The organism is Candidatus Nitrosotalea sp. TS (assembly GCF_011319465.1).
Lineage (GTDB): Archaea > Thermoproteota > Nitrososphaeria > Nitrososphaerales > Nitrosopumilaceae > Nitrosotalea.
On sequence record NZ_RCMB01000007.1, the window covers coordinates 136858 to 163297 of the forward strand.

43 protein-coding genes are annotated in these 26440 nt (G+C 39.1%); 20 read left to right on the plus strand and 23 right to left on the minus strand.

Annotated elements, in window-relative coordinates; all coding sequences use genetic code 11:
• The first annotated feature begins 51 nt into the window (after positions 1-51).
• The 3 genes from DYY67_RS10585 (at position 52) to DYY67_RS03365 (ending at position 1506) form a co-directional block, all read left to right on the plus strand.
• Positions 52-183: a hypothetical protein gene (locus DYY67_RS10585; RefSeq protein ID WP_255492713.1), complete on the plus strand. Its 132-nt coding sequence runs from the start codon at positions 52-54 to the stop codon at positions 181-183.
• Positions 184-255: 72 nt separating this feature from the next.
• Positions 256-831, plus strand: a complete 576-nt coding sequence (locus tag DYY67_RS03360; RefSeq protein ID WP_166390752.1) for a proteasome subunit beta — start codon at positions 256-258, stop codon at positions 829-831.
• Complete coding sequence (locus DYY67_RS03365) at positions 832-1506, plus strand: hypothetical protein (RefSeq protein ID WP_166390754.1); 675 nt, start codon at positions 832-834, stop codon at positions 1504-1506.
• 44 nt (positions 1507-1550) lie between these two features.
• Here the strand turns inward: DYY67_RS03365 and DYY67_RS03370 are convergent, their stop codons facing one another.
• Positions 1551-2186, minus strand: coding sequence for a MarR family transcriptional regulator (locus tag DYY67_RS03370; RefSeq protein ID WP_166390756.1), 636 nt, complete (start codon positions 2184-2186; stop codon positions 1551-1553).
• Between the two features lie 194 nt (positions 2187-2380).
• Here DYY67_RS03370 and DYY67_RS10115 point away from each other — a divergent pair, with 194 nt between their 5' ends.
• Positions 2381-2605: a hypothetical protein gene (locus DYY67_RS10115; protein WP_218584684.1), complete on the plus strand. Its 225-nt coding sequence runs from the start codon at positions 2381-2383 to the stop codon at positions 2603-2605.
• A 128-nt stretch (positions 2606-2733) separates the two neighbouring features.
• Here the strand turns inward: DYY67_RS10115 and DYY67_RS03375 are convergent, their stop codons facing one another.
• The 10 genes from DYY67_RS03375 to DYY67_RS03420 form a co-directional block, all read right to left on the minus strand.
• On the minus strand, positions 2734-3498 hold the full coding sequence (locus DYY67_RS03375) for a HoxN/HupN/NixA family nickel/cobalt transporter (protein ID WP_255492734.1): 765 nt from the start codon (positions 3496-3498) through the stop codon (positions 2734-2736).
• A gap of 177 nt (positions 3499-3675) precedes the next feature.
• Positions 3676-4515 (minus strand): pentapeptide repeat-containing protein, encoded by an 840-nt coding sequence (locus DYY67_RS03380; protein WP_166390760.1) that lies wholly within the window; start codon positions 4513-4515, stop codon positions 3676-3678.
• Between the two features lie 173 nt (positions 4516-4688).
• The gene (locus tag DYY67_RS03385) at positions 4689-4955 is read right to left on the minus strand and encodes a hypothetical protein (RefSeq protein ID WP_166390762.1); all 267 of its coding nucleotides are present in this window, start codon (positions 4953-4955) and stop codon (positions 4689-4691) included.
• 50 nt (positions 4956-5005) lie between these two features.
• Positions 5006-5575 carry a hypothetical protein gene (locus DYY67_RS03390; protein WP_218584685.1) on the minus strand — a complete coding sequence of 190 codons (570 nt, stop codon included), beginning with the start codon at positions 5573-5575 and terminating at the stop codon, positions 5006-5008.
• A gap of 85 nt (positions 5576-5660) precedes the next feature.
• Entirely contained in the window at positions 5661-6032 is a 372-nt protein-coding gene (locus DYY67_RS03395) for a hypothetical protein (RefSeq protein WP_166390766.1), read from the minus strand.
• Positions 5983-6390 (minus strand): hypothetical protein, encoded by a 408-nt coding sequence (locus DYY67_RS03400; RefSeq protein WP_166390768.1) that lies wholly within the window; start codon positions 6388-6390, stop codon positions 5983-5985. Before DYY67_RS03400 ends, DYY67_RS03395 begins: the two co-directional genes overlap by 50 nt.
• Complete coding sequence (locus tag DYY67_RS03405; RefSeq protein ID WP_166390770.1) at positions 6391-6720, minus strand: hypothetical protein; 330 nt, start codon at positions 6718-6720, stop codon at positions 6391-6393.
• Positions 6704-6982: an SMP-30/gluconolactonase/LRE family protein gene (locus tag DYY67_RS03410; protein WP_166390772.1), complete on the minus strand. Its 279-nt coding sequence runs from the start codon at positions 6980-6982 to the stop codon at positions 6704-6706. Before DYY67_RS03410 ends, DYY67_RS03405 begins: the two co-directional genes overlap by 17 nt.
• Before the next feature lie 29 nt (positions 6983-7011).
• Positions 7012-8883 (minus strand): CopD family protein, encoded by a 1872-nt coding sequence (locus tag DYY67_RS03415; protein WP_255492735.1) that lies wholly within the window; start codon positions 8881-8883, stop codon positions 7012-7014.
• On the minus strand, positions 8883-9374 hold the full coding sequence (locus DYY67_RS03420; protein WP_166390776.1) for a copper resistance CopC family protein: 492 nt from the start codon (positions 9372-9374) through the stop codon (positions 8883-8885). Before DYY67_RS03420 ends, DYY67_RS03415 begins: the two co-directional genes overlap by 1 nt.
• Before the next feature lie 116 nt (positions 9375-9490).
• Here DYY67_RS03420 and DYY67_RS03425 point away from each other — a divergent pair, with 116 nt between their 5' ends.
• The 5 genes from DYY67_RS03425 to DYY67_RS03445 all read left to right on the plus strand — a co-directional run bounded on the left by DYY67_RS03425 (position 9491) and on the right by DYY67_RS03445 (position 12339).
• The gene (locus DYY67_RS03425) at positions 9491-9943 is read left to right on the plus strand and encodes a hypothetical protein (protein WP_166390778.1); all 453 of its coding nucleotides are present in this window, start codon (positions 9491-9493) and stop codon (positions 9941-9943) included.
• A 175-nt stretch (positions 9944-10118) separates the two neighbouring features.
• Entirely contained in the window at positions 10119-10502 is a 384-nt protein-coding gene (locus DYY67_RS03430) for a hypothetical protein (RefSeq protein ID WP_166390780.1), read from the plus strand.
• Between the two features lie 12 nt (positions 10503-10514).
• Complete coding sequence (locus DYY67_RS03435) at positions 10515-11012, plus strand: winged helix-turn-helix transcriptional regulator (RefSeq protein ID WP_166390782.1); 498 nt, start codon at positions 10515-10517, stop codon at positions 11010-11012.
• Between the two features lie 108 nt (positions 11013-11120).
• Positions 11121-11417, plus strand: coding sequence for a hypothetical protein (locus DYY67_RS03440; RefSeq protein WP_166390784.1), 297 nt, complete (start codon positions 11121-11123; stop codon positions 11415-11417).
• Between the two features lie 16 nt (positions 11418-11433).
• Positions 11434-12339: a hypothetical protein gene (locus DYY67_RS03445; protein ID WP_166390786.1), complete on the plus strand. Its 906-nt coding sequence runs from the start codon at positions 11434-11436 to the stop codon at positions 12337-12339.
• Here the strand turns inward: DYY67_RS03445 and DYY67_RS03450 are convergent.
• The 5 genes from DYY67_RS03450 to DYY67_RS03470 form a co-directional block, all read right to left on the minus strand.
• Positions 12304-12507: a hypothetical protein gene (locus DYY67_RS03450; RefSeq protein ID WP_166390789.1), complete on the minus strand. Its 204-nt coding sequence runs from the start codon at positions 12505-12507 to the stop codon at positions 12304-12306. The genes DYY67_RS03445 and DYY67_RS03450 overlap by 36 nt on opposite strands.
• 109 nt (positions 12508-12616) lie before the next feature.
• Positions 12617-13471 (minus strand): radical SAM protein, encoded by an 855-nt coding sequence (locus tag DYY67_RS03455; RefSeq protein ID WP_255492714.1) that lies wholly within the window; start codon positions 13469-13471, stop codon positions 12617-12619.
• 97 nt (positions 13472-13568) lie between these two features.
• Positions 13569-13805 carry an Lrp/AsnC ligand binding domain-containing protein gene (locus tag DYY67_RS03460; protein ID WP_166390791.1) on the minus strand — a complete coding sequence of 79 codons (237 nt, stop codon included), beginning with the start codon at positions 13803-13805 and terminating at the stop codon, positions 13569-13571.
• Between the two features lie 66 nt (positions 13806-13871).
• Entirely contained in the window at positions 13872-14669 is a 798-nt protein-coding gene (locus DYY67_RS03465) for an SIMPL domain-containing protein (RefSeq protein WP_166390802.1), read from the minus strand.
• A gap of 129 nt (positions 14670-14798) precedes the next feature.
• A complete protein-coding gene (locus DYY67_RS03470; RefSeq protein WP_218584686.1) occupies positions 14799-15533 on the minus strand; it encodes an ArsR/SmtB family transcription factor in 735 nt (244 codons plus the stop codon).
• Between the two features lie 160 nt (positions 15534-15693).
• On the opposite strand from DYY67_RS03470, the gene DYY67_RS03475 reads away from it, so the two are divergent.
• Positions 15694-16068, plus strand: coding sequence for a hypothetical protein (locus tag DYY67_RS03475; protein WP_166390806.1), 375 nt, complete (start codon positions 15694-15696; stop codon positions 16066-16068).
• A 398-nt stretch (positions 16069-16466) separates the two neighbouring features.
• Here the strand turns inward: DYY67_RS03475 and DYY67_RS03480 are convergent, their stop codons facing one another.
• The 4 genes from DYY67_RS03480 to DYY67_RS03495 all read right to left on the minus strand — a co-directional run bounded on the left by DYY67_RS03480 (position 16467) and on the right by DYY67_RS03495 (position 19233).
• A complete protein-coding gene (locus tag DYY67_RS03480) occupies positions 16467-16610 on the minus strand; it encodes a hypothetical protein (RefSeq protein WP_166390808.1) in 144 nt (47 codons plus the stop codon).
• 63 nt (positions 16611-16673) lie between these two features.
• The gene (locus DYY67_RS03485; RefSeq protein ID WP_166390810.1) at positions 16674-17231 is read right to left on the minus strand and encodes a hypothetical protein; all 558 of its coding nucleotides are present in this window, start codon (positions 17229-17231) and stop codon (positions 16674-16676) included.
• Positions 17232-17340: 109 nt separating this feature from the next.
• On the minus strand, positions 17341-17742 hold the full coding sequence (locus tag DYY67_RS03490; protein WP_166390812.1) for a hypothetical protein: 402 nt from the start codon (positions 17740-17742) through the stop codon (positions 17341-17343).
• A gap of 105 nt (positions 17743-17847) precedes the next feature.
• Positions 17848-19233 (minus strand): NAD-dependent succinate-semialdehyde dehydrogenase, encoded by a 1386-nt coding sequence (locus tag DYY67_RS03495; RefSeq protein ID WP_166390814.1) that lies wholly within the window; start codon positions 19231-19233, stop codon positions 17848-17850.
• 107 nt (positions 19234-19340) lie between these two features.
• On the opposite strand from DYY67_RS03495, the gene DYY67_RS03500 reads away from it, so the two are divergent.
• The 4 genes from DYY67_RS03500 (at position 19341) to DYY67_RS03515 (ending at position 22210) form a co-directional block, all read left to right on the plus strand.
• Positions 19341-20288, plus strand: coding sequence for a patatin-like phospholipase family protein (locus tag DYY67_RS03500; RefSeq protein WP_166390816.1), 948 nt, complete (start codon positions 19341-19343; stop codon positions 20286-20288).
• A gap of 257 nt (positions 20289-20545) precedes the next feature.
• Positions 20546-21343: an alpha/beta fold hydrolase gene (locus tag DYY67_RS03505; RefSeq protein WP_166390818.1), complete on the plus strand. Its 798-nt coding sequence runs from the start codon at positions 20546-20548 to the stop codon at positions 21341-21343.
• Between the two features lie 118 nt (positions 21344-21461).
• Complete coding sequence (locus tag DYY67_RS03510; protein WP_320415945.1) at positions 21462-21797, plus strand: AbrB/MazE/SpoVT family DNA-binding domain-containing protein; 336 nt, start codon at positions 21462-21464, stop codon at positions 21795-21797.
• The gene (locus DYY67_RS03515) at positions 21794-22210 is read left to right on the plus strand and encodes a hypothetical protein (protein ID WP_166390820.1); all 417 of its coding nucleotides are present in this window, start codon (positions 21794-21796) and stop codon (positions 22208-22210) included. Before DYY67_RS03510 ends, DYY67_RS03515 begins: the two co-directional genes overlap by 4 nt.
• A gap of 20 nt (positions 22211-22230) precedes the next feature.
• On the opposite strand, the gene DYY67_RS10590 is transcribed toward DYY67_RS03515, so the two are convergent.
• Genes DYY67_RS10590 through DYY67_RS03525 form a run of 3 tightly spaced genes read right to left on the minus strand, consistent with a single transcriptional unit; the run spans position 22231 to position 23789 of the window.
• Entirely contained in the window at positions 22231-22803 is a 573-nt protein-coding gene (locus tag DYY67_RS10590; protein ID WP_255492716.1) for a hypothetical protein, read from the minus strand.
• Between the two features lie 13 nt (positions 22804-22816).
• Positions 22817-23302 carry a hypothetical protein gene (locus DYY67_RS10595; RefSeq protein WP_255492717.1) on the minus strand — a complete coding sequence of 162 codons (486 nt, stop codon included), beginning with the start codon at positions 23300-23302 and terminating at the stop codon, positions 22817-22819.
• Positions 23292-23789 (minus strand): poly(R)-hydroxyalkanoic acid synthase subunit PhaE, encoded by a 498-nt coding sequence (locus DYY67_RS03525; RefSeq protein WP_166390822.1) that lies wholly within the window; start codon positions 23787-23789, stop codon positions 23292-23294. The genes DYY67_RS10595 and DYY67_RS03525 overlap by 11 nt, the downstream gene beginning before the upstream one ends.
• A 297-nt stretch (positions 23790-24086) precedes the next feature.
• On the opposite strand from DYY67_RS03525, the gene DYY67_RS03530 reads away from it, so the two are divergent.
• The 6 genes from DYY67_RS03530 (at position 24087) to DYY67_RS03545 (ending at position 26405) form a co-directional block, all read left to right on the plus strand.
• Positions 24087-24545 carry a hypothetical protein gene (locus tag DYY67_RS03530; RefSeq protein WP_166390824.1) on the plus strand — a complete coding sequence of 153 codons (459 nt, stop codon included), beginning with the start codon at positions 24087-24089 and terminating at the stop codon, positions 24543-24545.
• A gap of 118 nt (positions 24546-24663) precedes the next feature.
• Positions 24664-24798: an alpha/beta fold hydrolase gene (locus DYY67_RS10600; protein WP_255492718.1), complete on the plus strand. Its 135-nt coding sequence runs from the start codon at positions 24664-24666 to the stop codon at positions 24796-24798.
• The gene (locus DYY67_RS03535; RefSeq protein WP_320415946.1) at positions 24786-25445 is read left to right on the plus strand and encodes an alpha/beta fold hydrolase; all 660 of its coding nucleotides are present in this window, start codon (positions 24786-24788) and stop codon (positions 25443-25445) included. The genes DYY67_RS10600 and DYY67_RS03535 overlap by 13 nt, the downstream gene beginning before the upstream one ends.
• A 21-nt stretch (positions 25446-25466) precedes the next feature.
• Positions 25467-25811, plus strand: a complete 345-nt coding sequence (locus tag DYY67_RS03540) for a DUF488 domain-containing protein (RefSeq protein ID WP_166390826.1) — start codon at positions 25467-25469, stop codon at positions 25809-25811.
• Positions 25812-25841: 30 nt separating this feature from the next.
• Positions 25842-26048, plus strand: coding sequence for a hypothetical protein (locus DYY67_RS10120; RefSeq protein WP_218584687.1), 207 nt, complete (start codon positions 25842-25844; stop codon positions 26046-26048).
• A gap of 105 nt (positions 26049-26153) precedes the next feature.
• Positions 26154-26405 carry a hypothetical protein gene (locus DYY67_RS03545; protein WP_166390828.1) on the plus strand — a complete coding sequence of 84 codons (252 nt, stop codon included), beginning with the start codon at positions 26154-26156 and terminating at the stop codon, positions 26403-26405.
• Positions 26406-26440: the final 35 nt, after the last annotated feature.

A 26440-nucleotide genomic window follows, 5' to 3' on the forward strand; every position in this document is an offset into this window, starting at 1 on the left:
TTTCAATTTCTACACAGTGAGCTTTATTACTTTGGCTGACGAATAATACACATGAGAAAAGAATTCTGCCACGTTTGTAAAGAAGGCGGCAAACAATGCGTCGATGTCGATACCAAGGGTGAAGTGTACCTCAAAATGTTTGAGGTAAAATGCTCAAAATGCGGGGCTCCTTTGGCAGTCTGATATCATCCATATTTTTGTGACTAGGTTCAGGAGATTACCAGTCAATTAATTCCCTACTGCCGTATAGATGTCATGACAACAATCGTAGGAATCAAGACAAGAGATGGAGTAGTCTTGGGCTCAGACAAAAGAGCAAGCAAAGGATTCTTCATCGGATCAAAGATAGTCCAAAAGATTGCAAAAATAGATGAGACGTTAGCAGTGGCAATCGCAGGTCAGCTCTCTGACGCAGAATACATAATCAAGGTAGCAAAGGCCGAGAGAAGATTGATGGAACTTCGAAGAGGATTTCCTCTAACTGTAAAAGAGTCTACCAGATTGATTGCAAATCTAGCATATTCTGGCTTGAGAAATTATCAGCCATATTATGTAGAGTTGCTTGTGGCAGGAGTAGACCAACATGGCGCGCACGTATATGCAGCTGACATGAGTGGTGCCATAACAGCAGAAGACTTTGCCTCATCAGGCTCTGGTTCTCCCATTGCATACGGAGTGCTTGAAAGCTTGTACAACAAGGAGATCAAAAATGAGCAAGCAAAGGAGATTGCCACGCGAGCTGTTGCCGCTGCAATGGAGCGAGACCCAGGCTCTGGCAACGGAATAGATGTGTTGGCAATACCAATGATAACAAGGGAGGTTGCTGCATAAATGTCAGAATCTAGTCCAAACTCTGGAAGGTTTCCATTCTATGGGCCTCAGGGCAGACTTGTTCTGGTGGACAGCGCGCTTGAAGCAGTAAGTCGCGGGTCAACAACTATTGGAATCAGGACTCCAAAGTTTGCCATACTTTCAAGCCAGATAAAACCAACGCACCCATTGATAGAGCCATCTGAGAAAATATTCTCAATTGATTATCACGTAGGTGCCACGGGTTCAGGATACATTGGAGACATCTTGCAGCTAATTGACACCCTAAGACTAGAAGCTCAGAAACACAAATTGACGTATGAGAGCCCGATAGATACAGATTCTCTGGCAAAACATCTCAGCACTTACCTACACAACTATACAACGTATGCTGTAAGACCACAGGCTGCTTCAATCATACTGGCTGGCGCAGACGAGACTGGAGTACAGATGTACCAAGTTGACCCAAGTGGTACTTTCTTTAGAGGCTCTGGTTTTGCCATAGGTCAGGCAGCTGACATGGCGCTGGATGTAGTGACAAAGGAGTACAGTGCGGATTTGACCCAGCAGCAGGCCATAGATCTATCAAAGAAGGCAATAGAGAAAGCGCTCGGTGAGAAACCAATTGTTGAGACAGGCATTGTTCTTGCAGGCGAAAATACGTTCCACAAGATTCCCTTTGAGAAGGGAAACTAACTTTTTTATTTTTTTAGATATACGGTATTCACAGAGTCGTATTTTCAGTTATATTGATTGAAAGAATCCAAACTATTCCTTCCGCTAGGTTTTGTCTTCTGGAATACTTTGGTTATTTGCTCAAATATGTGATATGCACTTACCATGGCTTCTGCCTTGCTTTTGTCTCCTATGGCATTGCTCTCTACTACTGCGTATCTTGATACAATCTTGAGATTGACTTGGAACTTGTCACCGTTGGCCCATTGTAGCACATATCCTCCGTCTCCATCTATCAATCCCATCCATCTCAAATTACCAAACCATTTTCCGACAAGCTTGTTTACAATTTCTTCAACCTCAACAGTGCTTGGAATGTACAGCTGAAGTACCTGGACAAATTGAATGTGTTGTTTTGATATTTTCCTAGACAAGTTCTCAAGATCCAACCTAGACCTCTTGACTAGAATTGATCTTAGGTTCTTACTTGGCCTATAACCAGCCTCGCTTTTCTCTACAAGACCGGAATTTTCCAATCTATGCAGAGATCTTGATAGACTTTGCTGGTGCATTCCCAGTTTTCTTGCCAAGCCATTGAAAGTGTACTGATTATCAGCTAAATCATTATCTTGGTTTAATATCGACAAAACTTTCTTGTCATTTGCTTGAAAGTCATCAAGCGATATTCCAGTACGAGTCATCAATTATGAGTTGCACTATCTTGTCATCTAGTGTTATTTCTTTTTCCTCCTTTTTTTCCTCGATCTCAGTCTTGATTTCTTTGTTTTCCATTTTTTCTATCCCATAATGAGCTTGCTACTTATTTAAGGATAGGCGACATTATCGCGCTATCTCTTCCTGTCTTGTCACCATATTGGTCAAAGATTTGTACAGTATGTTTAGTCTATTTTTTCTTGACCTTGCATTTCTTGAGCTTAGTCTTAATTTATTATTGCAACACGGACAGCGATACAGAGGATATGAATTTACATCAATGAAGACACCGCACACAGAGCACGGTCTCTGTCCTGCCACGAATCTGAATCCGTCAGATGGTCTTTTTGCTGCAAACCTATTGCATATTCCTTTACATCTCAAAAATTATCAATTCTCCTTTTGACAGGTACAAAAATGCACATAACTTTGATTTGATACGACATTGATAAAGTGACTAATATCCAATAAACCTAGTCACAGGTACTGCATACACCAATGGATTGGCCAAATATGTTATCATCACTAATAGATCTAATTCTTGTTTCTAGTTGCAAAAGCATATCCAAATGATGTTGATACTATTGCAACAGCCAAGACAGGGCCTGTAAATTCTGGCATGACAGAGGATTTTGTCAATATTTCATACGAAGCAACGAATGCAACTATCATTGCTGCACCACTCAAAGCGTATGACATGTATCTAAATCCACGAGTATTGAATATCCTTGAAAATGCAGAACGAAGTATTACACTGTCAAAAGTATCAATTGGAATCATGCCCAGAGCAAAGAATCCTGCCAATATCAATGCGGATTGGACACCTGTAGTAGCTGATGCCACCGCAGATAACGAAATGGCTGAAATTTGCGTTGCAGTATCAAATCCAAGGCCAAATACCAGACCAGTTACAAGTGCAGACCCGACAGGACCTAGCATTCCTGTTTTGCTGAGAATTTTGCTTGCAAGTATCGCAGAGCCGCTTTTCCCCCATTTCTTCATGGAGTAGATGTTAATTGTTCCTATTACACCCAAGGCGATAGCCCCTATCACTCCGCCCCAAAAGGCCAGATTACCAGTACTAGTCATGCTGCCAATGACATAGATTATGAAAACCATTTCTGCCAATACGGATATCATATGGCCTGCACTGAATCCTGCACCTACCCATCTCGATCTCTTGATTGCATTATGTAGTCGAACCAGGTTATCAATAGCCGTAATATGATCAACGTCAAGAGCATGACGCATGCCAAGCAAAATCATTGTTGGAAGTGATACAGCGATAAACGGCCACATGTCTACCAAATTAGATTTTCCCCATCTCAGCAAGTGATATGGATGTATGTTTTTAAATTTTGATGATTCCAGATTAATTGTGAAACAGACAGAAACTGTAGATCAATACATTTTTGACACAATTCCCAAATAGATTCCAACAATTTTAGATTAGATTTTAGTTTTCAACAGTGAGAATCAATTACAAACAGGATTATTTTTACAATGAAGATTGGCACCGGTAAGAATGGCGCTGCCCAAATCTGCACTGCTCAAATCTACACCGTCGAAATTGGCATTAGTTAGATTCGCATAAGCAAAGCCAGTATCTTGGAGACTTGCTCCCCTAAAGTCAGCCCCTGAGAGGTCCGAGTTCATAAACAAGACACGGTCCAGGTTAGCATTTTTTAGTATTATTCCATGAAAGGTTGCCCATCTCATAGTACTGTCGTGAAGTATGGTTCCAGTCAGATTTGCATTATTCATTGTTACAAAGTTAAAGTCAGAAAACTGCGCATCAGTTGATACCATGCTAGCACCTGAAAGATTGGCACTTGAAAAATCAGTGTTTGCCATCTCTGCGTTATTGAGATTGGCACCGTTTAGGTTTGCCTCAACCAGATCTGCTTTGAAAAGATTAGCATGTGAAAGATTTGTTCCTTGAAGATTTGAGCTATCAAGATGGGCGTGACTCAAATATTCGCCCGAATGATCACACCCATGCCAGTCCACAAGGGGGTAATTGTTGTCATTACAATTTTTAGACTGTGAAATTACGCTAGGAGATGCAGTGGTAGTTTGGTTTACTGATACAGTTTCCTTGGATGAAAGACTTGTAATAAGATTATGGATTTCCTGCATGAATTGCTGGTCATTTATGTTACCTGAAAGCCAAATGCTTGCATTGTCTCTGAACCATTGAGGTATCTGCTGTCCAGTATCAGCACTTGCATAATTATGAGATGATGTCAAGTTGAACAATAAGATAGTGACAAGAGCATAAACTACTGTAAGCATTGAGATTCTTTTTGGTGTCATAAGCCTATATCTGAAAATATTTGGTCAAATTAGATAATAAGGTACATGGTACATTTGATAGTTGTACCAAGATTGAAAATCCAAGACTGCGAATCAGGTACATGTTTTATCAAATGAATTTGGCGAAAATATTGGTTGTGTGACATGTGTTTCTTTTTGTGCCCGGCCCAAATTTACTTTCTTTGAAATATTCTTGACATGGCGATCACACCAATAAATGATATCATCACAAGCAGTATTGGGATTGGAAACTCTGGTACGGCAGAAATATCAAATGCAGATATCAGGTTAGGATGAATTTGCAGATGTACTACCATCATAACATCCATGCCAGTATCTCGCGCATCTATCTTCTGTTTGAGTTCATTGAGTGCAGTACCAACCTTGTCAAGATAAGGCGACGTATTTGATGGTGCAATAGATTGTAAATTGCTAAACATGTTTTGAGCCGTACCCTGCTAGTGCTTGAGCACTTTGGTATGCAGCTACATTAACAATTGGAGTGCTTGTCGTTTTTGACATGCCGCCTCATGCCAGACATGCCATTTCCAGATGACGAACTATTCATATTCATGTTATCCATGTTGGTAAGATCAATTGTTGATCCTATTGCAGTACCATAATCCTTTAGGACTTCATTTATCACGTTAACTATTGCCAATGCCTGTACCGTAGAGTTATTTTGTGATGAGCTGCTAACTTCTTGGGATTCAGCTTGGTCCAAAAGTTGGCTTGTCTCATCTGCCTTTTGGTTTGCCATAGTAGGATCTGCGTTTTGTTGTCCTGCCATAGAATATAGGTTATCTATTGATGTCGATAACTGAGTAGCAAGAGTAGAGTTTGTTTGAGAGAGAACACCAATCTCGTTGTTTCCCCAGTACTCTTGACTTTTTGATAGGTGCCATTGAGATAACGTATTATTTGAAATATTATCTGCCATCAACTTTGATTCAACCTTGAACTCTTGAATTTGTGCAATCAAACTTGCGTCGGAATTTTGAACAAAGGTATGAGCAAATGCAGGATGAACAACCATTGTACCGCTGAATATAATGACCATTAACGATACAACAAGGGTCCTTTTCATATCAACAGGTGCACCAGCATATCATTTTAAAATATTTTGGTATATACGTCAAAGAGAATCAGGTTTGATTTTTACGTGTTAGTGCTACAACTGCAATCACGATTCCTGCAACTCCAATTCCAATTCCCGTGATGCTTATCATAAACAATGTGTCTGTAATGTTTTTTACCTCATCAAATGATTTTGCCACGTTTGCGTAACTCTGTGTAGCTATATTGGCGTCACTTGCTGCTTTGGTGATCTCAGCAGATAATTGGTTTATGACTTGAGAGCTTACATTATTTTGTTCGGATCCTGAAGGTACTGTTACCGAAGACGAGGGTATTGATGATGGTGTAGAGCCAAGTGGTTGATAATATGCATCCTTATTCTCCACTTCATCAAGTGGAAATACTGCATTTACTGACTGTCCATCTATGGTGCCATTCACTATTACATTGTAAGAGCCAACCTTTGGTTGGGATCACCGTAGCGTCATACTCGTCTGGAGTGTCATCACTTGGGGTAAACTGTAATGTCTTTTGCAATCCGCCATATGTTATCACTATAGTCATGTTGTCTAGCGCTGTTTCTTGTATTGGAGTTGTATTGTTGCCGCTTCCCTTGTCTACGAACACTTGTACAGTATTTGTGTCTCCAATAAGAGGTGGCTCATTTGCAAGCCCTATCTTTACTGTCACGTCTCCAAAGTTTTTTGTTACATGTGCGCTGGCAGGGTGCACTGCAAAAGGGATTACAATAAGAGCTACAAGTATCGGGATCAACATGATGCTAAAATTTTTCTTCATTTACAAATCGTCCTTCTTGTCATATAAAATATTTTGTGGTACGACAGGCGAATGCGAACCAGTATGGTAAGAGCCGTATCTTTTCACATCCCGTATGCTGTTTGTAAGATCTGTTGCTGTTTTGGTGTAGAAAAACGAGGATGCAACAACGAATACTGCAATCAATGGAGCGGCAAATCCCGCATAGTTTAGAGGCGAGACAGGAATGATTGGAGCAACCAGATTACCTGCGCTGTTTGCAGATCCTGCACTGTTAACACTTGATGTGATCAAACCAAGCGCATGTGCTCTTTGTTCTGCAACCACTACTCCTTTATCCTGTAGCCACAAGCCACTGTGTGAATGAATTTTTTGACGGAATATCAATTTGAACATATTGACCTGTACTTGGGTCCACTACCGCAACTTTGTCATAGGTATGCTGTGCAATCCACAGGTGACCGTCAGCATCAAGTGTCATGCCATAAGGCAAATTGGAAGGATTTTGATCAAGTGGATATGATTTGAACATGCTAATCAAAGAGTCCAGAACAAGCAATCCATGACCTTCATGTTCTGTTACATACACTTGATCGTTTCTCGGATCTTCCAATATTGAAGTCAGATCGGATTGGGTTGCATTTATGTTCGGATCATGCTGTACGACATTACCATTAGTAGGATCAACTTCTGCAATCTTACCACTGCCCCCTCTGCAATCCATATTTTGCCAGAGTCAGCGGCAGTTGTGATTCCAAGCGGCTCTGAGCCAGAAGGTAATGAAATTGTAGTAAACGATCCTGCTTGAGGATTAAATTTCAGTAATTGATCACCGTTTGCAACAATCAACCATATTTGTGATGTTTTATCTAATGTCATACCCGATATGATTCCGCTGTTTGGAATCTTGTATTGCTTATCAGAGTTGTCGTCAGGATTATAATGACCTAGAATTTTTGTGATTGGATCAACATACCATATCATGCCGTCAGAATCAAGCACCATCCATGTTACAATATTGACGCCAGATAGCTTGTGTTCAGTGTATTTATGAGAAGTGAGATCAAATCCAAATATTCTACCGCTGCCTATGGCAGAATCGCCAACCCAGACAATCTCTCTGTTTTTGTCATATACCGGATACAGTGGAAGTGAGGCATTTTGCGGCATATGGTATTCAGTGAGATTAAATGAAAGTTGGTTTAGTGCAGGTTTCAAGTAAAAATCGTAAGTAGTTGCAAGCTCTATGGAATTTGCTTGGGATTGAAATCCGTTTACCCCTATCTCCCAATTGCCTCCAATACTAAATGGAACATTTGCAGTAAAAGATCCGTTACTGATCTTCTGCATCTCTACATTTTGCAATGAAATTCCTTTATCAGTTTGCGTAGGTACCAATTCTACTGATTTCATATCCAGTTGCTTCATAGATGGATCAAGAAATGTTACTGTAAAATTATCAATTCCAAGGCCAAATGGGCTCAATGTCATCATTACCTTATTTCCATCAACGGTTTTTGTATCTGTGAATACATTGTTGTCCACATTGCCAAGTGGAGCCATGGCAAACACATTTGGTATCGCATCTTGCTGAATTGGAAACTCATTCCCAGGGGTTCCAGAATTAGTAAGAACTGCAACCGAGGCAAGTAGTGCCATTCCAATAATAGCCTCAATCTTTGTGATGTTAAATGATAGCGATTCAACTGGACTGATCGTTGATGTTCCATTGGTTTTCACTAGTGTTCTTAAAAGATTTGATGCTTTTTTGTGAATAACTAGTTGAGTGTAAGCTCCTATCGATAGCATGGCTGCAGCAAGCAATAGTTTTATGATCAGGATCTTACCATATGTAGACACAAGCGTAAGCGACAGATTGTTTTCAAGTATATACAGCAGGAATGGTCCGGTTATTGCTACGACTCCAAGCGAAGCCACGACAAGTATTGAAAACCTTGGAATTATGATAGAAATTAATGAGAGATATGCTTCTTTGTTACTCAGTTGTTTTAGTACGGGAGATACTGCAAATGCGAGATAAAAGATACCCCCAATCCATAATGAGGCCACTACATTATGTATAAAGTCAATCAATGTGGCATATACATATCCTGTAGCTGTACCATGACCAACCAAACTTGTAGTCAACAATGTACCAACGCCCATTCCAAAAAGTACCCATGTGGAATATTTTGTAACTTGCTTGCCTTTTCTCGTATCAAGATACACTGCAGCCGAGACTGCAAGAAGTCCTGCTGAAATAATTATACGAACAATCATCATATTGCCAAACTTGGTAGATAATGCATCTCCAAGACCACCGCCGATAGCAAATGCTTCAGCTACTACCATTCCAAAATCTGACGCTACAAGCAATATCGAACCTATCAATGCCAATTTTATCATTCTCTTGTCAATCAGCGTCCTGCTCGTTGCAGTAGATGCATTTAGCCACGAGATCCTCGACACTGGTTTCCAGAGCCATAGTGTTGCCGATGCAGCACCTACAACCATCACCTGTGCCACAAGTGTAGGAAATCTAGCAATAGCCTCTGGTATTGAGATCTCAGTGAGATATCAGATGACGATTGTGCAAGATTTTGTGATACTTTGGCATTTACTCCAAATACAATTCCAGGCGTAGTAACATGGCCGTCTGTTGCATCAAGTACCTTAGTGGATACGGTATAGATTCCATTTGGGAGTCCAGGTTGAAGTGTGATTTCAAGTCCAGTATGATCCGAGTTGGTATAATGCAAGTCATTATTTTGAACTTGATTGCCATTTGGACCGGTAACTACGATCTTACTATACTTGATATCCACCGGATCGCTGAAAACAATGTCTATTGCAGATGGAACAGAAGATACGGATTCATACGCATTTGGGGTGCTGCTTGAGATGAAGGCATGCTCGTATGACACAGGAATGGTCGAAATAGCCAGTATGCATGAAACGGATATTGATGCAAGTAAAATTATTTTCAAATTCTGAGGGTATTTCATCTAGTATTACATCATAATGGAGATTACATGTTATTTTAATCTACTAGTACAAGAACAAAATTTATTCGTCGTCTGTACCACAAAATATTTTATATGACAAGAAGGACGATTTGTAAATGAAGAAAAATTTTAGCATCATGTTGATCCCGATACTTGTAGCTCTTATTGTAATCCCTTTTGCAGTGCACCCTGCCAGCGCACATGTAACAAAAAACTTTGGAGACGTGACAGTAAAGATAGGGCTTGCAAATGAGCCACCTCTTATTGGAGACACAAATACTGTACAAGTGTTCGTAGACAAGGGAAGCGGCAACAATACCACTCCAATACAAGAAACAGCGCTAGACAACATGACTATAGTGATAACATATGGCGGATTGCAAAAGACATTACAGTTTACCCCAAGTGATGACACTCCAGACGAGTATGACGCTACGGTGATCCCAACAAAGGTTGGCTCTTACAATGTAATAGTGAATGGCACCATAGATGGGCAGTCAGTAAATGCAGTATTTCCACTTGATGAAGTGGAGAATAAGGACAAGTACTATTTCCCACCCTTATCATAAACAGACAGAATGTCACTGAGATAAAAACTGATTCCAAATGTACATCAAGTTATTTTTAAAAATCAAAACAGTAAGATCAGGCATTTTTTATCCTGGTGCAAAAAGTCACCATTAGAGACTGCTAGTTCGTATGTTGTACCACTTGATTTAAATTTCATTTTGACTTATTTTGATTGTGTTCAGACCCCAAACTCTGATCGAGACCAAGTCTACACTGCTTAGTGTCATAATATTTGCACTTGTTGCCGCGTTATCAATTCCTGTCATATTACCACACATATTCCAGCAATTCGAGCTTTTCCACATACTTTTACACATTAGCGGAATAGGCTTTGCTTCATTTCTTACAATAGTTGCCGCAGTGGCATATCACAAGGTCAAGACCCGTAGGCTTCTTTTCACCACTATCGCATTTGGCACTTTTATCTTGGCAGAAGTATTTTCCCTAATTGATGCAGCATGGGAATCAAAATATTATTTTTGGACTTTTTCATCAGCCGAGATAGGCCATCTAGTCATGTTCTTTCACTCTACTAATGTTTGCACTAAGTGTGTTTAGGAGAGATTGAAGATGGATAGAGTTACGCAGATAATTTCAGTTATTGAGAAAAATCCAGGAATAAAATTCCGCGAGATAATGCGAGAGACGGGAATGAAAAATGGTGTTCTGGGATATTATGCAGACAAGCTAGAAAGAGACGGGGCTGTAAAGATTGACAGAAGCCCTGGCCAGACAAGGTTCTATCCACCTGGAATAGCAGACGATGACATATCATTGATAAAGAATCTGAGGCAGGAGACACCAAGACAGATTCTTGCATCTTTGCTACATCACAAAACTCTATCATTTAGCGAATTAGTTTTGAAAACACAAAAATCGCCAGCTACAGTTTCCTTATACCTTGCACAAATAGCAAGAGACAATCTCATTGAAAGTAAACTTGTTGATTTCAAAAAAAGATATCATGTTAAAGACGTGGAAAAATTGCAAAAAATTATTGATAAATATCATCCAGGCCTGATTGAAAGATCGGCAGATCATCTAGCTGATACTTTTTCGTCACTTTAAAAATATCAAAAATATTATTTTCAGTGTCAAAGATAAAGACAGATTCCAAGAATGAAGATCAGAGTTTATTTAGAGTCCAGAGGAAGCCACGATAAGAGTAGATACGTAATGAAACCTGTATATTTTCTAGTTATTCTAGTCATCGCTGTTTCTCTTTTTCTTGTTTCAAAAGCACAGGGAGACGGGTTGGCCAGCGAGATTCTCCCCCCTTCCCTGATAGGAAACACAAATGTTACCTTGTCCATTGGCTCCATCCCATTTTTAATTGACAATAATCACGCAGGTACTCAGCTAAATCTTGTATTGATGGATGCGTCAACCCAGCAGCCAATACCTGATGCCACGCTTGCAATTTCTGCATTCAAGGGACAAGATGCAGTTTTTGGTCCACATATTCAAAAGTGACAGCGGGAATTTTGTTTTGAGTTTCTACCCACAACAATCAGGCAATACAACATTTAACGAACAGGGCGGACTCCTTTCAGGAGTATTTGGTCAAGACAGCGGAAACTATGACGTCAAAGGTCCAGTCTTTGACACAGGCGGATTGTACAGGTTCAAAATTGAGGTAATCACTATGGGTGCATATGACAATCAAGTGAGCAAGTCGTATACTGCCGGTATATCAATACCAGAGTATGACAATCTTACAATCAATGACCCCGGTTATGGAACACAGCAGATGCAGATCATAGCATATTATGATCGTCTGCACAATATCACATATGATCCAGTCACAAAATTTGTTAATTTCACCATGCCATTTGACTGGTCTACTCAAAACATAAGCCAGCTTACGGTAGTACACCAAGAAATAAGGATTCCAAGAACTTTGGGAGATTTTGTGGTAACAAAATATGACGCCTATGTGAACAACATCAAGATACCTGACAAGTTGATATCAATAGATGATTATTCCATGGACGCATACAGGATAGTGCACCTAATTTTATACAAGCCAGATGTTGAGAATCTTTTTTCAGAACAAAAAGATCCTGGCCAAGAGATGAATTTTGCAATCAAACCAAGTGATGAAAATATTTTTCCAGTTGTCCAGTTCACAAGGAATGCACAGTACAAGATAGCACTAAGTTGGAATCCAGAAAAAATTCTAGAGGGTAACACTACACAGTTCAACTTTAAGGTTCTAGATCCATATGCTGCAAATAAAACAGTGAGCCCAATTTCCTATGATTTCTCAGTACTTGAGGGAAAAAACGGAGTGATATATCACCAGATAGGAAAAACAACTGATTCAAGCGACGGGGATAACATCAATGTCGCGTTTCCATCAAACTACTACAGGGTCAATCACAATAGCATTTGAGAACCTAAATGGAAGCAGTTTCTCGGCTACAGAATTCCCATCTACAGTGAACAGCCCCGATACAGCAACTAACCAGTCCACAGTGCCCGAGTTTCCATTAACTGCATTTGCGGTACTTGCAACTATGTTTGGATTTGGGGTCTTGCTTTCAAAAACAAGATTGTTCAAATCAAGGCAGATTTGATTTACCCTTTCATGCCATATCCGACTAGTACAGAGTAGCATCCAAGACCACAGTCTTCGCAAATGGGTTTCATCGATTTGTCTTCTGCACTGCCTATACAGCAAGGCTCTTTTCCCTTCCCATATGGTCTACCGATAGTATGGCCCACGTAGGACAGTCTACAGGAGTAGTACCTTTTCCACCCCAGTTCTTTTTCATCAGTTCAAGCTGGCTGTCTGGATTGATGATATAATCAGGATATTTTTCTCTCATTGCAATGATATCATCTACAACACGCGTTCTTTCCTCTCCAAATGGAAGCCACAGTGGATCGTTTTTCATAAATGGCGTATGAAACTGGAATCCAATTTTATTTGAATAGTTGTGCCACTCTTCCATGACGTCCTTTACCGTCTTGTAGTTAAGAGAGTTTATGGTCATTGTGATCCACATGTCCTTGTAGGCTAGCTTGCCATTTTTTTCCACATAATCAATAACATTGTGTCGTGTTTTATCCCAGGCACCGTTGCCGCGAATCTTGTCATGAATTTCTTTTGTTCCATCTATTGATATCCAATAGAAATACAGGTTGTCATATTTTTTCAACGGAATCGTTCCATTAGATACAATGCAGATTCGCTTTGGAAATTCTTTTATGAACAATTCAATTACATCTGGTCTCATAGTAGGCTCCCCTCCAACAAGCGTAATTATGAAAACATGGTTTTTCTTGAATTTTTCATCAATTACCTTTTTCCATTGCTCTACGGTTAGCTCTTCATTTTCTTTTCTATTGAGCCACCAATAGCAATGAGTACAGTGTAGATTACACACGTTGATTATATCTGCAGAGCCATATACTGGACTGCGTTTGTGAAATAACTTGTATCCTGCAAATTTAGTAAATATATGCACATAGCTTGGAGTCTCTTGAATTATCTGTCTTACTCCTCTACCCATTATTTCCATTATACCCTAGATATGTCTCAGCACCTTATAAGATCTTTTTAATTGCAAAGTTTTAGAAATCTTGCGATAACAGTCTTTGTAAAATCTGTGCACGTGTTCAGTTAGAACATATCAGTGTAGTAGTGCATCGGATTTTATCAAGACTGCGAATTCTTGTAGTTATGGTGTGCTTGATCTCGTCTACTTTGGCAGACTGAATCTTGACTAGCACGTCATAGTTACCAAATACGCCTGTGACTTCCTTGACGCACTCTATTGGCTTTAATTTGTCTATGACTGAACTCTCTGACCCCATCTCACAGTTAATCATCACATATGGCAGTTTCCAACCCATGATATTACGTGATTATAGTATATGAGATTTACATATTGCAAAGATCAAAAATAAAAAAGATGGGAGTTACTGTGCCCCAATTAAGAAAATGACATCAACCGTTGTTGTTATGTCTTGATTTGATGTAAGTATCGGTGTTTGTGCCATCATAGGTACAGCAGCACTCATCGCTGCCATGCGATATTCTGGAACTGGTGAAGGCATGTCAAACCCAGATAGGTTCACCATTTTCACACCAATGATTTTCTGGCCAAGTGGGGCAAGCGCCTTTTCAGCCTTTGATTGTGCGTCCAAGACCGCCTGGGCGATTAGACCATTTTGAACACTCTGCTGTTTTGCAGGCGAAAGTGAGAACGATACACTGTCCACCCTATTTGCCCCTGCTCCAACTGCTACATCAAGTATCTTTCCTGCAAGACTCATTTTGGTTGTTTTAATGAGTAATGTATTAGAAACCTTGTATCCGACAAGCTCGTTTTTGTATTCGTTGTATGGAGGATACGGGCCAGTCTGATTATAGACGGGGTCTATGGTAAAGCCGTTGGTGCCGGTTTCATTGCTTGCAATGCCAAGATTTTGTATTGCAGTAATTGTGGCATTCATTGCTTGAGCATTTTCACTCATTGCTTCTTGTGCTGTTTTTGCTTGTGTGTCAACTCCCAGCTGTATCATAACAAGATCTGGAGAGACCGACGCGGTAGCAGTTCCAGTCACAGAAGTAGTGTTTTGTTGTGGCGGGAAATAATACGGTGCTTGTTGCGCATATGCTTTATTGCTAGAGGTTTGCATGTCAGCGAAGACAGTTGTTGAGACAATTGCAATTGCGGCAAGTGCAGCCAGAATTATTGTGGTTTTATTTGTCATTAGTATCGTATTAGATGCTAGATCTTATAGGTTTTGATTAAATTTCACTTTAACTTAATTTTATATGAAAAAATCATGTTAATCTGTATGATACACAAAAATTTTTATTTTTAGCGATACATCGAAAAATTAATGTGTTGTTTTGATTTTTTTATTTTTCAATCTACTAGCTAGTTTTATTCCAAAAAACACGGCACAGAACATGACAGCTCCCCCAACCAATGCAAGCAATATCATCACCTGATCTCCTGAAAGAATAGACTGTTCAACAGGTGCCGGAGACGGTTGAATTGAGACAGATGAGTTCACTGCCCCGTTAATTGCAGCATGCATTGGAGTGGCCGACTGTAGCATGGTCTTTGCTGCCATTTGAGGAACATATGCAGACTCTGCCGGAGTTTGGTTTTTTTCAAATATGTATAGTCCTGATGCACCTATGACAAAAGCTGCCACGCTTGCCATATAGTGTCTGAGTTTCATCAGTACGGTATCTTTTTTTGAAACCTGTATGGCATCATCAGAAGGACTGTCAGGAGGAATTATCACAAGTGCAGTTTTTACTGGTCCATAGTATTTCATTTGCTTATTTTTTTGGCTCATCTCAACCTTGTCTACTTTGATAAGACCTACACTCAAAAGCCGGTTTATGTGCCAGTTGACAAGAGGTAGTGAAATCTCTAGTGTCTTTGCAAGTTCATTTGAGCTTGTAACGCCTTGCGATATTTTGCCAAAGATTGCACGACCTGTATCATTTGCCAGTTCTTCTCCTATTATTTTTATTCGCTCATCGTCGGTACTAATCACTTCAATGTATTCTTCAGGTTTGACCGAGAGATCTGATTCTTTATCAGTACTGTCTGGCATCGTTTTTTCTTCCACAGTCCCTTTAAAATGCCTTGACAATATACTTCACGGACTCATTGTACGCAATTGTTATAATTTTCAAATGACTTGACCAATCCGTAGGAAAAGTCGATCTTTCAACTAGCTTGCAAAATTACTACTCTGGCACTTATGCCAGATCTTGCCAGTGTTTAAGACAGAATTCCAATTCGGAATCAGAAAAAGCAGTATTGTTCCACAGTTTTTTTGTATTGTACCAACAAGCACAGGTATGGGAAATAATTACGGAATGGAAAAAGTGCTAGTAGGTTTAGCCATAGAACATACCCTTTTGCAGATCGGCAAACCTGTCTTCGATAAGGTTGAAAATCAATTTCAAAGGAAATACCAACACTCCCTAATAGACGGCTATGACTATCCACAGTACCTAAATGAGATCTTAAGAGAAGTTTTCGGCAAATCCCATTCAGACATAATAAAATCCATCGAAGAGTTCCTCGAAGAATTCAAGCATGATCAACCAATAGAGACATTCATCGAAAAAATAAAGCAATAAGCAGGTACAAAAATCTAAAACATGCCCAGTTTTCAGGCAAGTTTGAAGGCAGTTTTACCTACCAGACATACTCCACTTTTCTTCTTGATTCATCTTTAGTATTTTTTCAATTGAAATGTCGCTGTGGTCTTTGCTCAGATGTGTTGTATATTCAAGAAGGCTAGTGAATTTCTGCTTGCAGATAGGACAATCTTTCTCAAATCCAGTCATTGCCACCTTGAAAATAGGAATTTTTCTATTTTAATGTATGCCAGATTATCACGTACATGATTTTTCAAACTTTTCTCATCATGGTAATCATTCAAGCATTTTCATTTATGCCAGTAGCAGCAAAGTCTCACTTGAATGGCATTATTTTAGGCGCAATTTTGAAATTGCAGCAAGGATATTTTTCTGAATTATTTTGTCATACATGCTTGGTATAATATTGTTATAGTGGAGTTGCTTGATTTTAGATTCTTAATTTTTCCTGTAACAATTATCTTTCCTTTTAATTTCTTGTGTAGTGCAAGTGCGTTCTTTGAGTTCTGGTCAGAAACCATATGCTATCACTCTAACACCTGTCTTCTAAGTCTTTTAATCATTCTTGCAAAATGGGACAGCTATTACCTATCGTCGTTGCACGCATATTTTTTATCAAGTCGATATATGATGGTATTTTCTGTTAAATCAAATCTCACATTGCATTCAAGCTCCTTGAACGCAGCATCATAAAATGTCTTGAAATGTTTGGACCATTTTAGCCCCATATCATGACGCATGATAAACTTGATTTCATCCTTATCTTCCAATTGGGTAAAGCTAAAGCCGGCAGCCTTTGCCCTGCCGCGTAAAACAGATATCCATTCCCATACATCGTATTTTCCTTTCATTGCAAATAGCATATCTCTTGAAACATGTTTTCCTTTTTCCTCAGCAATGCCTAGAATTGTCTTATCATCGAGTTTATCAAACCAAGATGTGAGAAGCGCTTTTGGCACTGGCACCCACCCAGATTTTGATGCCACGATATCCCAATCTACGGCATGCGCCAAGAGTTGATTGACAAGCGCATTTAGGGTAATCCTCTCAAATGTGGCATGAGATTTTATCTTGTCAAGAACCTCCTTGTCTATCCTAAATGTTACTGTCTTGTTCTTCTCGATTGCAGATTCATCGTCCATGATACAGTTTTTGTTGCTTGCATACTGATTAATATTGCGAAACAGAGTTCATTTGGACTCATTTGTAATATAGCCAGACATGTCATTTTGGCGCCTGGCCAACTACAGGCTAGTGTCGGATTTCAGAAGCCACGATATTGTATTTGCCTAATTGATTTTTCATCATATCACGGAATTGTTTTGAATTGATCTTTTGAATCAAAGGCGTGCAATCCATGCCCTTTTTTGCAATGGCAATTATTACATTTGAAAATATAGGTATTGATATAAATTTTAATTTGCTTCTTTCTGTCGCGATATAGTTAACAGTTCCCAATTCTTCGTCAAAATCAGCATACATAGAATGCTGCAGTCTTGTACCCATGCATAATATCTCCATCTTTTCTTTACTCAAATCAAGATTTTTTGGTGCTTGCTCTAGTATTCTACCTTGAGCATTTATGATTCCAATATACTCCAAATTGTATTTTAACAACGAATTGAGATGATCTGCTAAATCTTTCTCTTCCATGTAATCACATGGTTGCTCTTATGCTAAAAAAGGAGAGCACTATTATGCACTAGAATGCAATACAAGAGATCCTAGAGAATAAAATCAAATGTCACAATCTCAATATCATTCGACATGATGTTGTACTGTCAACTGGTCATAGAATCGCACTGACTTGATATTGACAAATTCCAACATGCCGTATCTTGACAATTCTCTTCCAAAACCACTTTGTTTTACTCCACCAAAAGGTATTCTTGGATCAGAGACAACAACGTTGTTTACTGCAACAAGTCCAGATTCAACCAATCGTGACAGCTTGTCAGCTTTGTCCAGATTCTGAGTCCAGATACTCCCACCTAGGCCAAATTGTGACTCGTTAGCAAGGCGTATTGCCTCCATCTCATCTTCCACTATAGTTACTGGTGCAACTGGCCCAAATGCTTCCTCTTGTGCCATACGCATCTTTGGGGTAACATTACCAAGTATTGTAGGACTGTAGAAATACCCCTTGCCGTTCATCCTCTTGCCGCCAGCTAGTACCTCAGCGCCTTTGTCTACGGCATCTTTTACAAGTTCTTCTATCTTTTCAAGGCCTGCAGAATTTACCATGGGTCCTATGTCAGTATCTTCAGATGTTGGGTCACCCACTTTGAGCTTCTCTGTTTTTTGAACAAATTTTTCAATGAATTCTTTAGCAAGATTCTTTGTAACAAAAAATCTTTTTGATGCAATACAGCTTTGTCCACAGTTGATAAAACGTCCCTTGACTGCTCCTGTAGATGCCTTTTCAGCATCAGCATCAGAACACACTATGAAAGGATCGCTGCCGCCTAGTTCCAGCACACATTTTTTTATTTTAGATGTGGCCCGCTGTGCTACTTTGGAACCAGCCATATTACTACCAGTAAATGTCACAGCATTAACAGAGTCTATGAGTTGTTCTGCCATCGTAGAATCAGCAATGGCAGTTTGGAAAACTCCCTCAGGTATACCAGCTTTTAGGAACATGTTTTCAATTTCTATGCCGCATTGCATTGTGGCACTAGCAGGTTTTAGAACAACGGTATTTCCTGCCATTAGTGAAGGAGCTGCAAACCTCAAAGCTTGCCAGTACGGAAAGTTCCATGGCATTATACTTCCAATTACCCCAATTGGTTCAAACGCAATGAAGCTCTTTCTAGCATCAGTGTTTATGGATTCATCGTGAAGAAAGGTTTCGCTGTTATCTGCATAAAACTCCATCACCCAAGCACACTTTTCAACTTCGGATAGTGATTCCTTGATTGCTTTGCCCATCTCTTTTGTAGCAGTGAGTGCCAATTGTTGCTTGTTCTTTCGTAAAACATCAGCAAAAATATTGATAAAATCGGATCTTCTTTTAATATCCTTTTTCCAGTCAGAAAAAGCCTTTTTTGACTTTACAATTTTTTTATCCAGTTCCTCCTTTGTTATGACATTGTATTGTGCCAAAACTTCTTCCGTGGTAGGATTAATTGTCTTGATTACCATATCAGAGTAAGATACGGGGTCGTATATAATCTTCCAACTACCTAGTTGCAAGTGAACAATTTGCAATTTTTGAAGCTTTTAATATTTTGGTCAATAACGCATAGCATATGCAATCGCTCTCTTCTCGCGAAAAACAAAACCTGCAATTTGAGACAGTCCTTGTCTTGCAGGGAGGAGGATCCCTTGGAGCCTACGAATGCGGTGTCTACAAGGCATTGCATAGACACGGAATCGAGTTTGATATAGTAGCAGGAACTTCCATTGGAGCAGTTAATGCGTCAATTATCACAGGAAGTAAAAGTGACGAACCAGCAAAGGCATTAGAAGAATTTTGGCTTGATCTGGCAGAAGGTGTAACTTCGCCTGGCTTACCTGACAATATACGACCATACTTTGCATCAATGTATTCTGCAGTTTTTGGAAATCCCAAAATGTTCTTTCCAAAATGGTTTATTCCCAGTGCAGATTATTTTATGCCATATTTTTGGCAGTACATGTACGACATCACCCCCCTCAAGAAGACACTAGATCAGTATGTCGATTTTCAAAAGATTCAGAGTCCTAAAAGACCAAGGCTCATAATAACATCTACAGATATCCAAAATGCAAAGCCCTCTGTTTTTGATAACAAATATGACCACATTGAAGCAGATCACGTACTTGCCAGTGCAGGATATCCATTTTACGGCATATCGTGGACCCAAAAAAGTGGAAAATATCTCTGGGATGGAACCCTTCTAAGTAATACACCTCTTCGCGAGGTGATAAATGCTTCACCAAAACTCGACAAGAATGTCTATGTCGTTGATCTATTTCCAAAAAATCAGCCCGAGATTCCAAATAACATGTTTGAGGTCTGGCACAGAGCAAGAGACATCATGCACACTGACAAGACAGAGAACAACATACACATGTCAAAGACAATCACTCGCTACTTGAAATTAATACGAGAAATGCATGATATTCTTAGCTCTTCTACACTTGACGAAAAAGACAAATCCAAACTTCGCATTGTTAGAACAGGAATATCACAAACTTGCCTCAGAACGAGGTAGCATCATAAATCAGATAGTAAGAATACAGCGTCACTGAGCATGTTCATTTTCTCTTAGAAGATGCAGATTTTTCAGTTGCCACAATAAAAGAATTAATAGAAAAAGGCGAAAAAGATGCAAAAGAAGCGCTTGTTACCAACAACGTAGAATAGCAAGCCATAAGACAAAAGCCAAAAAATCGACCAAAGACAATTTACACGTGGTCAAATGATTATAACGAAAAAGACTTATCATACATGCTTTCTCCCTACGTATAGTTGCAAACCAAGTTTGCAGATGTTTGGGGGCATAAAGTAAGATACCTAGAGGAGGGCAAGTCAGGCAAAACGATCCTCCTCATACACGGATTAGGCGGTTCTGCAGAGAGATGGTTAAAAATCATCCCTAGCCTGAGTTCAAAATACAGGGTTATTGCACCAGATATGATTGGTTTTGGGCATAGCGACAAGCCGTCATTGGATTACACAATAGAGTTTTTTGGCAAATTTCTATCTGCCTTTATTGATACACTGGATCTGAAAACAGCTATTCTTGTGGGCACGTCTCTTGGCGGTCAAATTGCAGCAGAATGTACCAATACCAACAGATCCATAGAGAAGCTAGTCCTTGTTGCCCCTTCCGGAGCCATGAAACGATCTACTGCAGCAGTTGACGCATACATGATGGCGGCTCTTTATCCCAATAATTCAAGTGCCAGAATCGCGTTTGAAATGATGTCTAATTCAGGCACAGTTGACGAATTTACAGTATCCGATTTTGTAAAAAGAATGTCCATTCCAAACGCAAAGCTTGCGTTTATCTCTTCAGTTCTAGGAATAAAGAACTCGAAGATAGATGAGAGTTTGCAGAAGATTATGGTGCCCACATTATTGGTGTGGGGAAAAGAAGACAGAGTCATACCCATCGAATATGCAAAGCAATTTGTCTCCTCAATTAGAGATTGTAAATTCTTAGAATTTGAGGACTGCGGCCACCTACCACATGTGGAAAAACCAGACATTTTCTCCGAGTCAATACTGGAATTCCTAGATTCAAGGCTCGTTGTGGCCAAGTAAGAGTTAAATACCATTTGTTGGTAACTATTACCAATGACTGGTAATAACAACCAATACGATCCTGACTGAGATGTTCCACGAATGGATACAAAGGAGTGGAAAGGCACAGATGGATTTCATGAAGACTTTTGGCGAGATGATGAGCAGAAACAACCAAGTCAATCCACTTGACACATTAAAAGAGATAACAAACAAGACTACCAAAGCACAGTCCGATTTTGTCCAAAATTTTACAGATATGCAGTCAAAAGGCATGTACAACATGTTCAACCCTTCACAACTACTACCCTCGCTCCTATCATGGGGTACTTTCAAAACATCAGTAGGAAGTAATGGTCGCATTTCGATACCGGAAGCAGAACGAGAGGCGCTTGGAATCAAGGAAGAAGACCTTGTGCAAGTAATCGTCATACCGGTCGAAAGGAGAAAACAAAAAGCGGAGGTGAAAGAATGAGTAAGACAACAGAGACAAAAGAAATCTTTGCAGTGTACAAGCAGAATGTTAACCGATGCTTTGATGAAGCAGAGAAAAATGTTGCACAGTGTTTACAAGCAGTAACTAACCTACAGCAAGAATATGCAACAGCATGTAAAAACACAATCGAGAACGCAATATCAATGCAACAGGAATACGCTTCACGAACAGGTCTATCTACTAACGTACCATCAGCATACTTCAAAATAGTAAATGATGCAACAGAAGAGATAGTCAAGACAGGTTCCGTTCAGAGCAAAGCAGTGCTTGCAACAATTGATGCAATCAGACAAAATGTAAAGACATTCAACGACAATACAAAATCATTTTCTGATATGAACGCAAACATACTGCAATCTTGGTTCTCAGCATGGACACCAACAAGAAATTAGTTAGTAACTAACTATTTTTTTTATTTTTCAGATCTTTCTTTTATCCATTGACCTAGTTCTGGCAGTACCTTTTTTTGAGAAAACGAGCTTGCTATCATGCCTACATGTCCTGTGGCATACATTCTCAATGTTTTGTCTTCGCTTGATACGGCATAGTGTATTGGCATACTACATTCTGGAGATACCAAATGATCTCCCACTGCCACCTGAGTAAATACAGGCATTGAGATGTTTTTGAGATTTATCTGTCTGCCAGATACATGCATCTGGTTTCTAATCAATAAATTGTCTTGATAGACATTCTTCACCCATTCCCTGAAAAGCTCGCCTGGTATAGGAGGGGTGTCACTTAGCCATTTTTCTACGCGGATAAAGTTTTCAACATACTCTTTGTTGTGGATATTTTTAAAGAATTGAGCATATTTTTCAAGACCTTGTTCAAAGGGTTTGAGAATAGAGAACACATAATACATGAATTCAGGCGGTACGTTGCCTACGATATCTGCCATCTTGTCCACATCCATGTGTTTTGCCAAGTTTGCTACTACTGTACTATCCCGACTGCCGTCAATTACCGGTGCCGTTAAAATCAAGTTTTTTATTTTTTCAGGATACAATGATGCATAAACTGTGGCCAGAGTTCCCCCCCGTACAGTATCCTTGCATTGAGACCTTGTCGACACCTGATTCGTTAAGAATAAAGTCTACACAATTGTCCATGTAACCGTTCACATAGTCATCAAAACCCAGAAACCTATCCATAGTAGTTGGAGTCCCCCAATCTATTAGATATACATCCAAACCTTGTTCCAACATATTTTTAACCCAGCTTTTTTGCGGATGAATATCCAGTATATGATATCGATTTATCAAAGCATATGTGATCAGAAGAGGCGTTTTTACCTGTTTTTGTTGCGTAGAATTAAAATGCAATAATCTCATTTTTCCTTCAGAATATACAACATCATACGGGGTCATTCCCAAGCTAATCTCATCTGGTGCGGCAACCAATTTTGGTGCGTCAAGAATATTTCGGTTCATTTGCAGGAACTCTTCCAATATTCTTGGATCTATCCTAAGTTCACTTTCCATTTTCATTTCCTCCATGATTAGCTATTTTTTCAAGTTTGGCAACTCTTTTTCGCAATAAGTGTAATTCTTTGTACAGCTCGTCAATTTCTTTCTTTGTAGGCATGTTAACAGTCTCCAGCATAAGCGATGTCACATTATTCCAGTGTTTTGCAAGTTCAAGTTCGCTTGATACTAGTTTTCCAAAGTTTTCTGCAAATTCTAGAGAATCAAATAGTCTTGTAAAGTAATTTTCGAATATGTCTATCCAGATACGCTTGGTAGCATCAAGATGTTCAGTGTCTGTTGGAATCTCTGGCACTTTTTTGCTAAATTGTTTTTGTGCCTCATTCCACGTATCTGTGAGCTGTTTATAATATTCTCCAAGGCTTGTGTTAAATTCAGCCAGTTCTTGGTTGATTTCTATCATTTCTGCGCTAACCTTCTTGGCATTAACGCCTAGTTTCCTAAATGGTCCTGTGGACATGAGCGATTGCGGCCTACTTGACATCAAGGATATCAAATCCGTCCAAAATAGTGAGACGTGTTTGTAATATCCTAATGATTTCTTATACTCTTCCGTAGAACTCATTAAGTGTATTAAGTAACATTCACATCTTATAGAGATTGCTACGCGGCATTGAGAGAAGGATCTCAGAACGTCTCATCGATATTAAATAATGATTAACAAAGTTAAGGAGTGGTTGTAATTGCAGATATTTGGCATAATAGATTTAACTGCGCAGTGCGAATCTTGATGTTTTGGACCTGCAAATCATTAAAAGATACCTAGTGTCACAGTAATACAATGACGCAAAAAAGACCACAGCCTACAAAACCTGACACTGTAGAAAACAAGTCAACGATTTCTGTTTGTGATATCATACACACTAATGCCAATAATGTAATTGAAAAGATGGAATCTCTTTTACCCATAAACATGCAGATGTATTCTGATTTTTATACAGAATATTTACATTCTCTGCAAGATCTTTTTGGTGCATGTTACATAGCAGAAAATGAAATCTTGTCCAAGATGGGAATTGATCAGAAGACTCTACAATCCTTTGACACATATGCCAAAACAGTTGCCAGATCAACAATTTTTCAAATCGAAATGGCCAACAATATCCAAAAGACATATTTACAGACTCAGATATCGTCCATCAAAACACTTGATGAATACATACGTCTTGCACTTGATTACTACTCAAGGATGCTTTCCAGATCTCTTGGTACTCCTTTTCAGAAAATTTCAAATCACTAAGTTTTCTGTTTCGCAAGATAATATTTTAAATTACATCTAGACTCAATTAGTTGCCAAAATTGGCAAATAATATAGATTGACAAAAACTTATGTCGTGATAAAATTGACCAAATCATACATGCAAGAAAGGCACGTCACAGTAAATGGAAATAAAATAAGGTATATCGAGGAAGGAGATTCTAAAAATACCATAGTTTTACTTCACGGGTTAGGAGGCATGGCGGAGAGATGGTTTCCGTGGTGCCATTTCTGAGTAAAAAATATCGAGTGATCGCAGTGGATTTGATCGGATACGGTCAAAGCGATAAACCTCAAGTAGACTACACGCCAGAATTTTTCAGAGATTCCATACTTGGCCTTCTAGAAACTCTATCACTGGAGAAGGTATTCATGATTGGCACATCGCTTGGAGGTGAGATTGTAGCAGAGTGTGCGGCTACACAGAATTCGACAATTAAAAAAATTGTCATGGTGGCACCGGCTGGAATAATGAAGAAATCCACTCCTGTTCTTGACGCATATACAATGGCCGCACTATATCCAAATCACGAATCGGTGAAAACTGCATATCAGATGATGATGGGAGAAAAGAAGGAAATAAGTTCCCAATCAGTTGAGAACTTTATTTCAAATATGACTAGACCCAATTCCAAGATGGCGTTTCTTTCCACGCTTTTAGGAATGAAAAACTCTCCTGTCATAACAGAAAAACTAAAACTGATCAAGATACCGGCACTTCTCATATGGGGAGATGCTGACAAGATGATTCCAATAGAATATTCCAAAGAATTTGCAAGTTCCATTCCAGATTGTAATTTTGTGGTTATGAACGGATGCGGGCATACACCTTACGAAGAAAAACCCAATGAGTTTTCAAAGATAGTGCTTGACTTTTTGTAAGGTAGAGGAGCTGGATTTTTCATGATAAAAATAAAAAGAGTTTATGAGGTATCGTCTGAAGAAGACGGTTTTAGAATTCTCATTGACAGACTGTGGCCTCGTGGACTATCAAAAGAATCTGCAAAGATAGATGCGTGGTTAAAGGACATAGCGCCTAGTGATGACCTCAGAAAATGGTTTTCCCACGATCCAAAAAAATGGACAGATTTCAAGAAAAAATACCGTGAAGAGCTCAAGAGAAAAAGAGATACCGTTTCAATGATCAGGTCACTTGAAAAAGAAAAGAAGATCATAACATTTCTCTACTCTGCAAAAAATAAAGAATACAACAATGCAGTTTTCCTACAGGAATATATGCAAAAATAGAAGCAAAATCAAATACCATATTCCCCAAATGTGCCAATCCAAGACAAATCAATCACAAACAAAATAATTATTTTGTACTTGACACCTCACACAATATTCATGTATCACATCTATGGTTTCAGATACATGGATAGTAAACAAGATGGTGAATTTCTTGACGAAGACCTAGAAGAAGGCGATAAAGACACAGAATATCTGGATGACGAATTCGAAGAAGATGACACAAAAAGCAAATGACGTATTGTTGTACATTAGAAACAATCCAAAACTTTACCAGAGGTACATTGGTTGAAGAATAATTTGTTACAATCACTTAAAAGATAGACCGGTTTCTACATTATATTGAACGAGTCAGAATACAATTCCCAAATTGAGAAAATCTCAGTGATGATTACAGAGGACAACATGTCACTTGATGAACAAGATCCTATGAAACTTCAAAGGTATTATGATTTTGTGAGAAAACACTTCCATGTTGATGGTGAGCCCGCCATTCAACTAGTCAATGAAGCGTTCTTGTATCTGAAAATGAAAAAGTCTGATTCAATCGACCCTCTCCAACATGGAGATGAATTCGGAGCAGGCTTTAGCTAAATTAAGAGTATTCTTAAGATACCAATCTACAAATC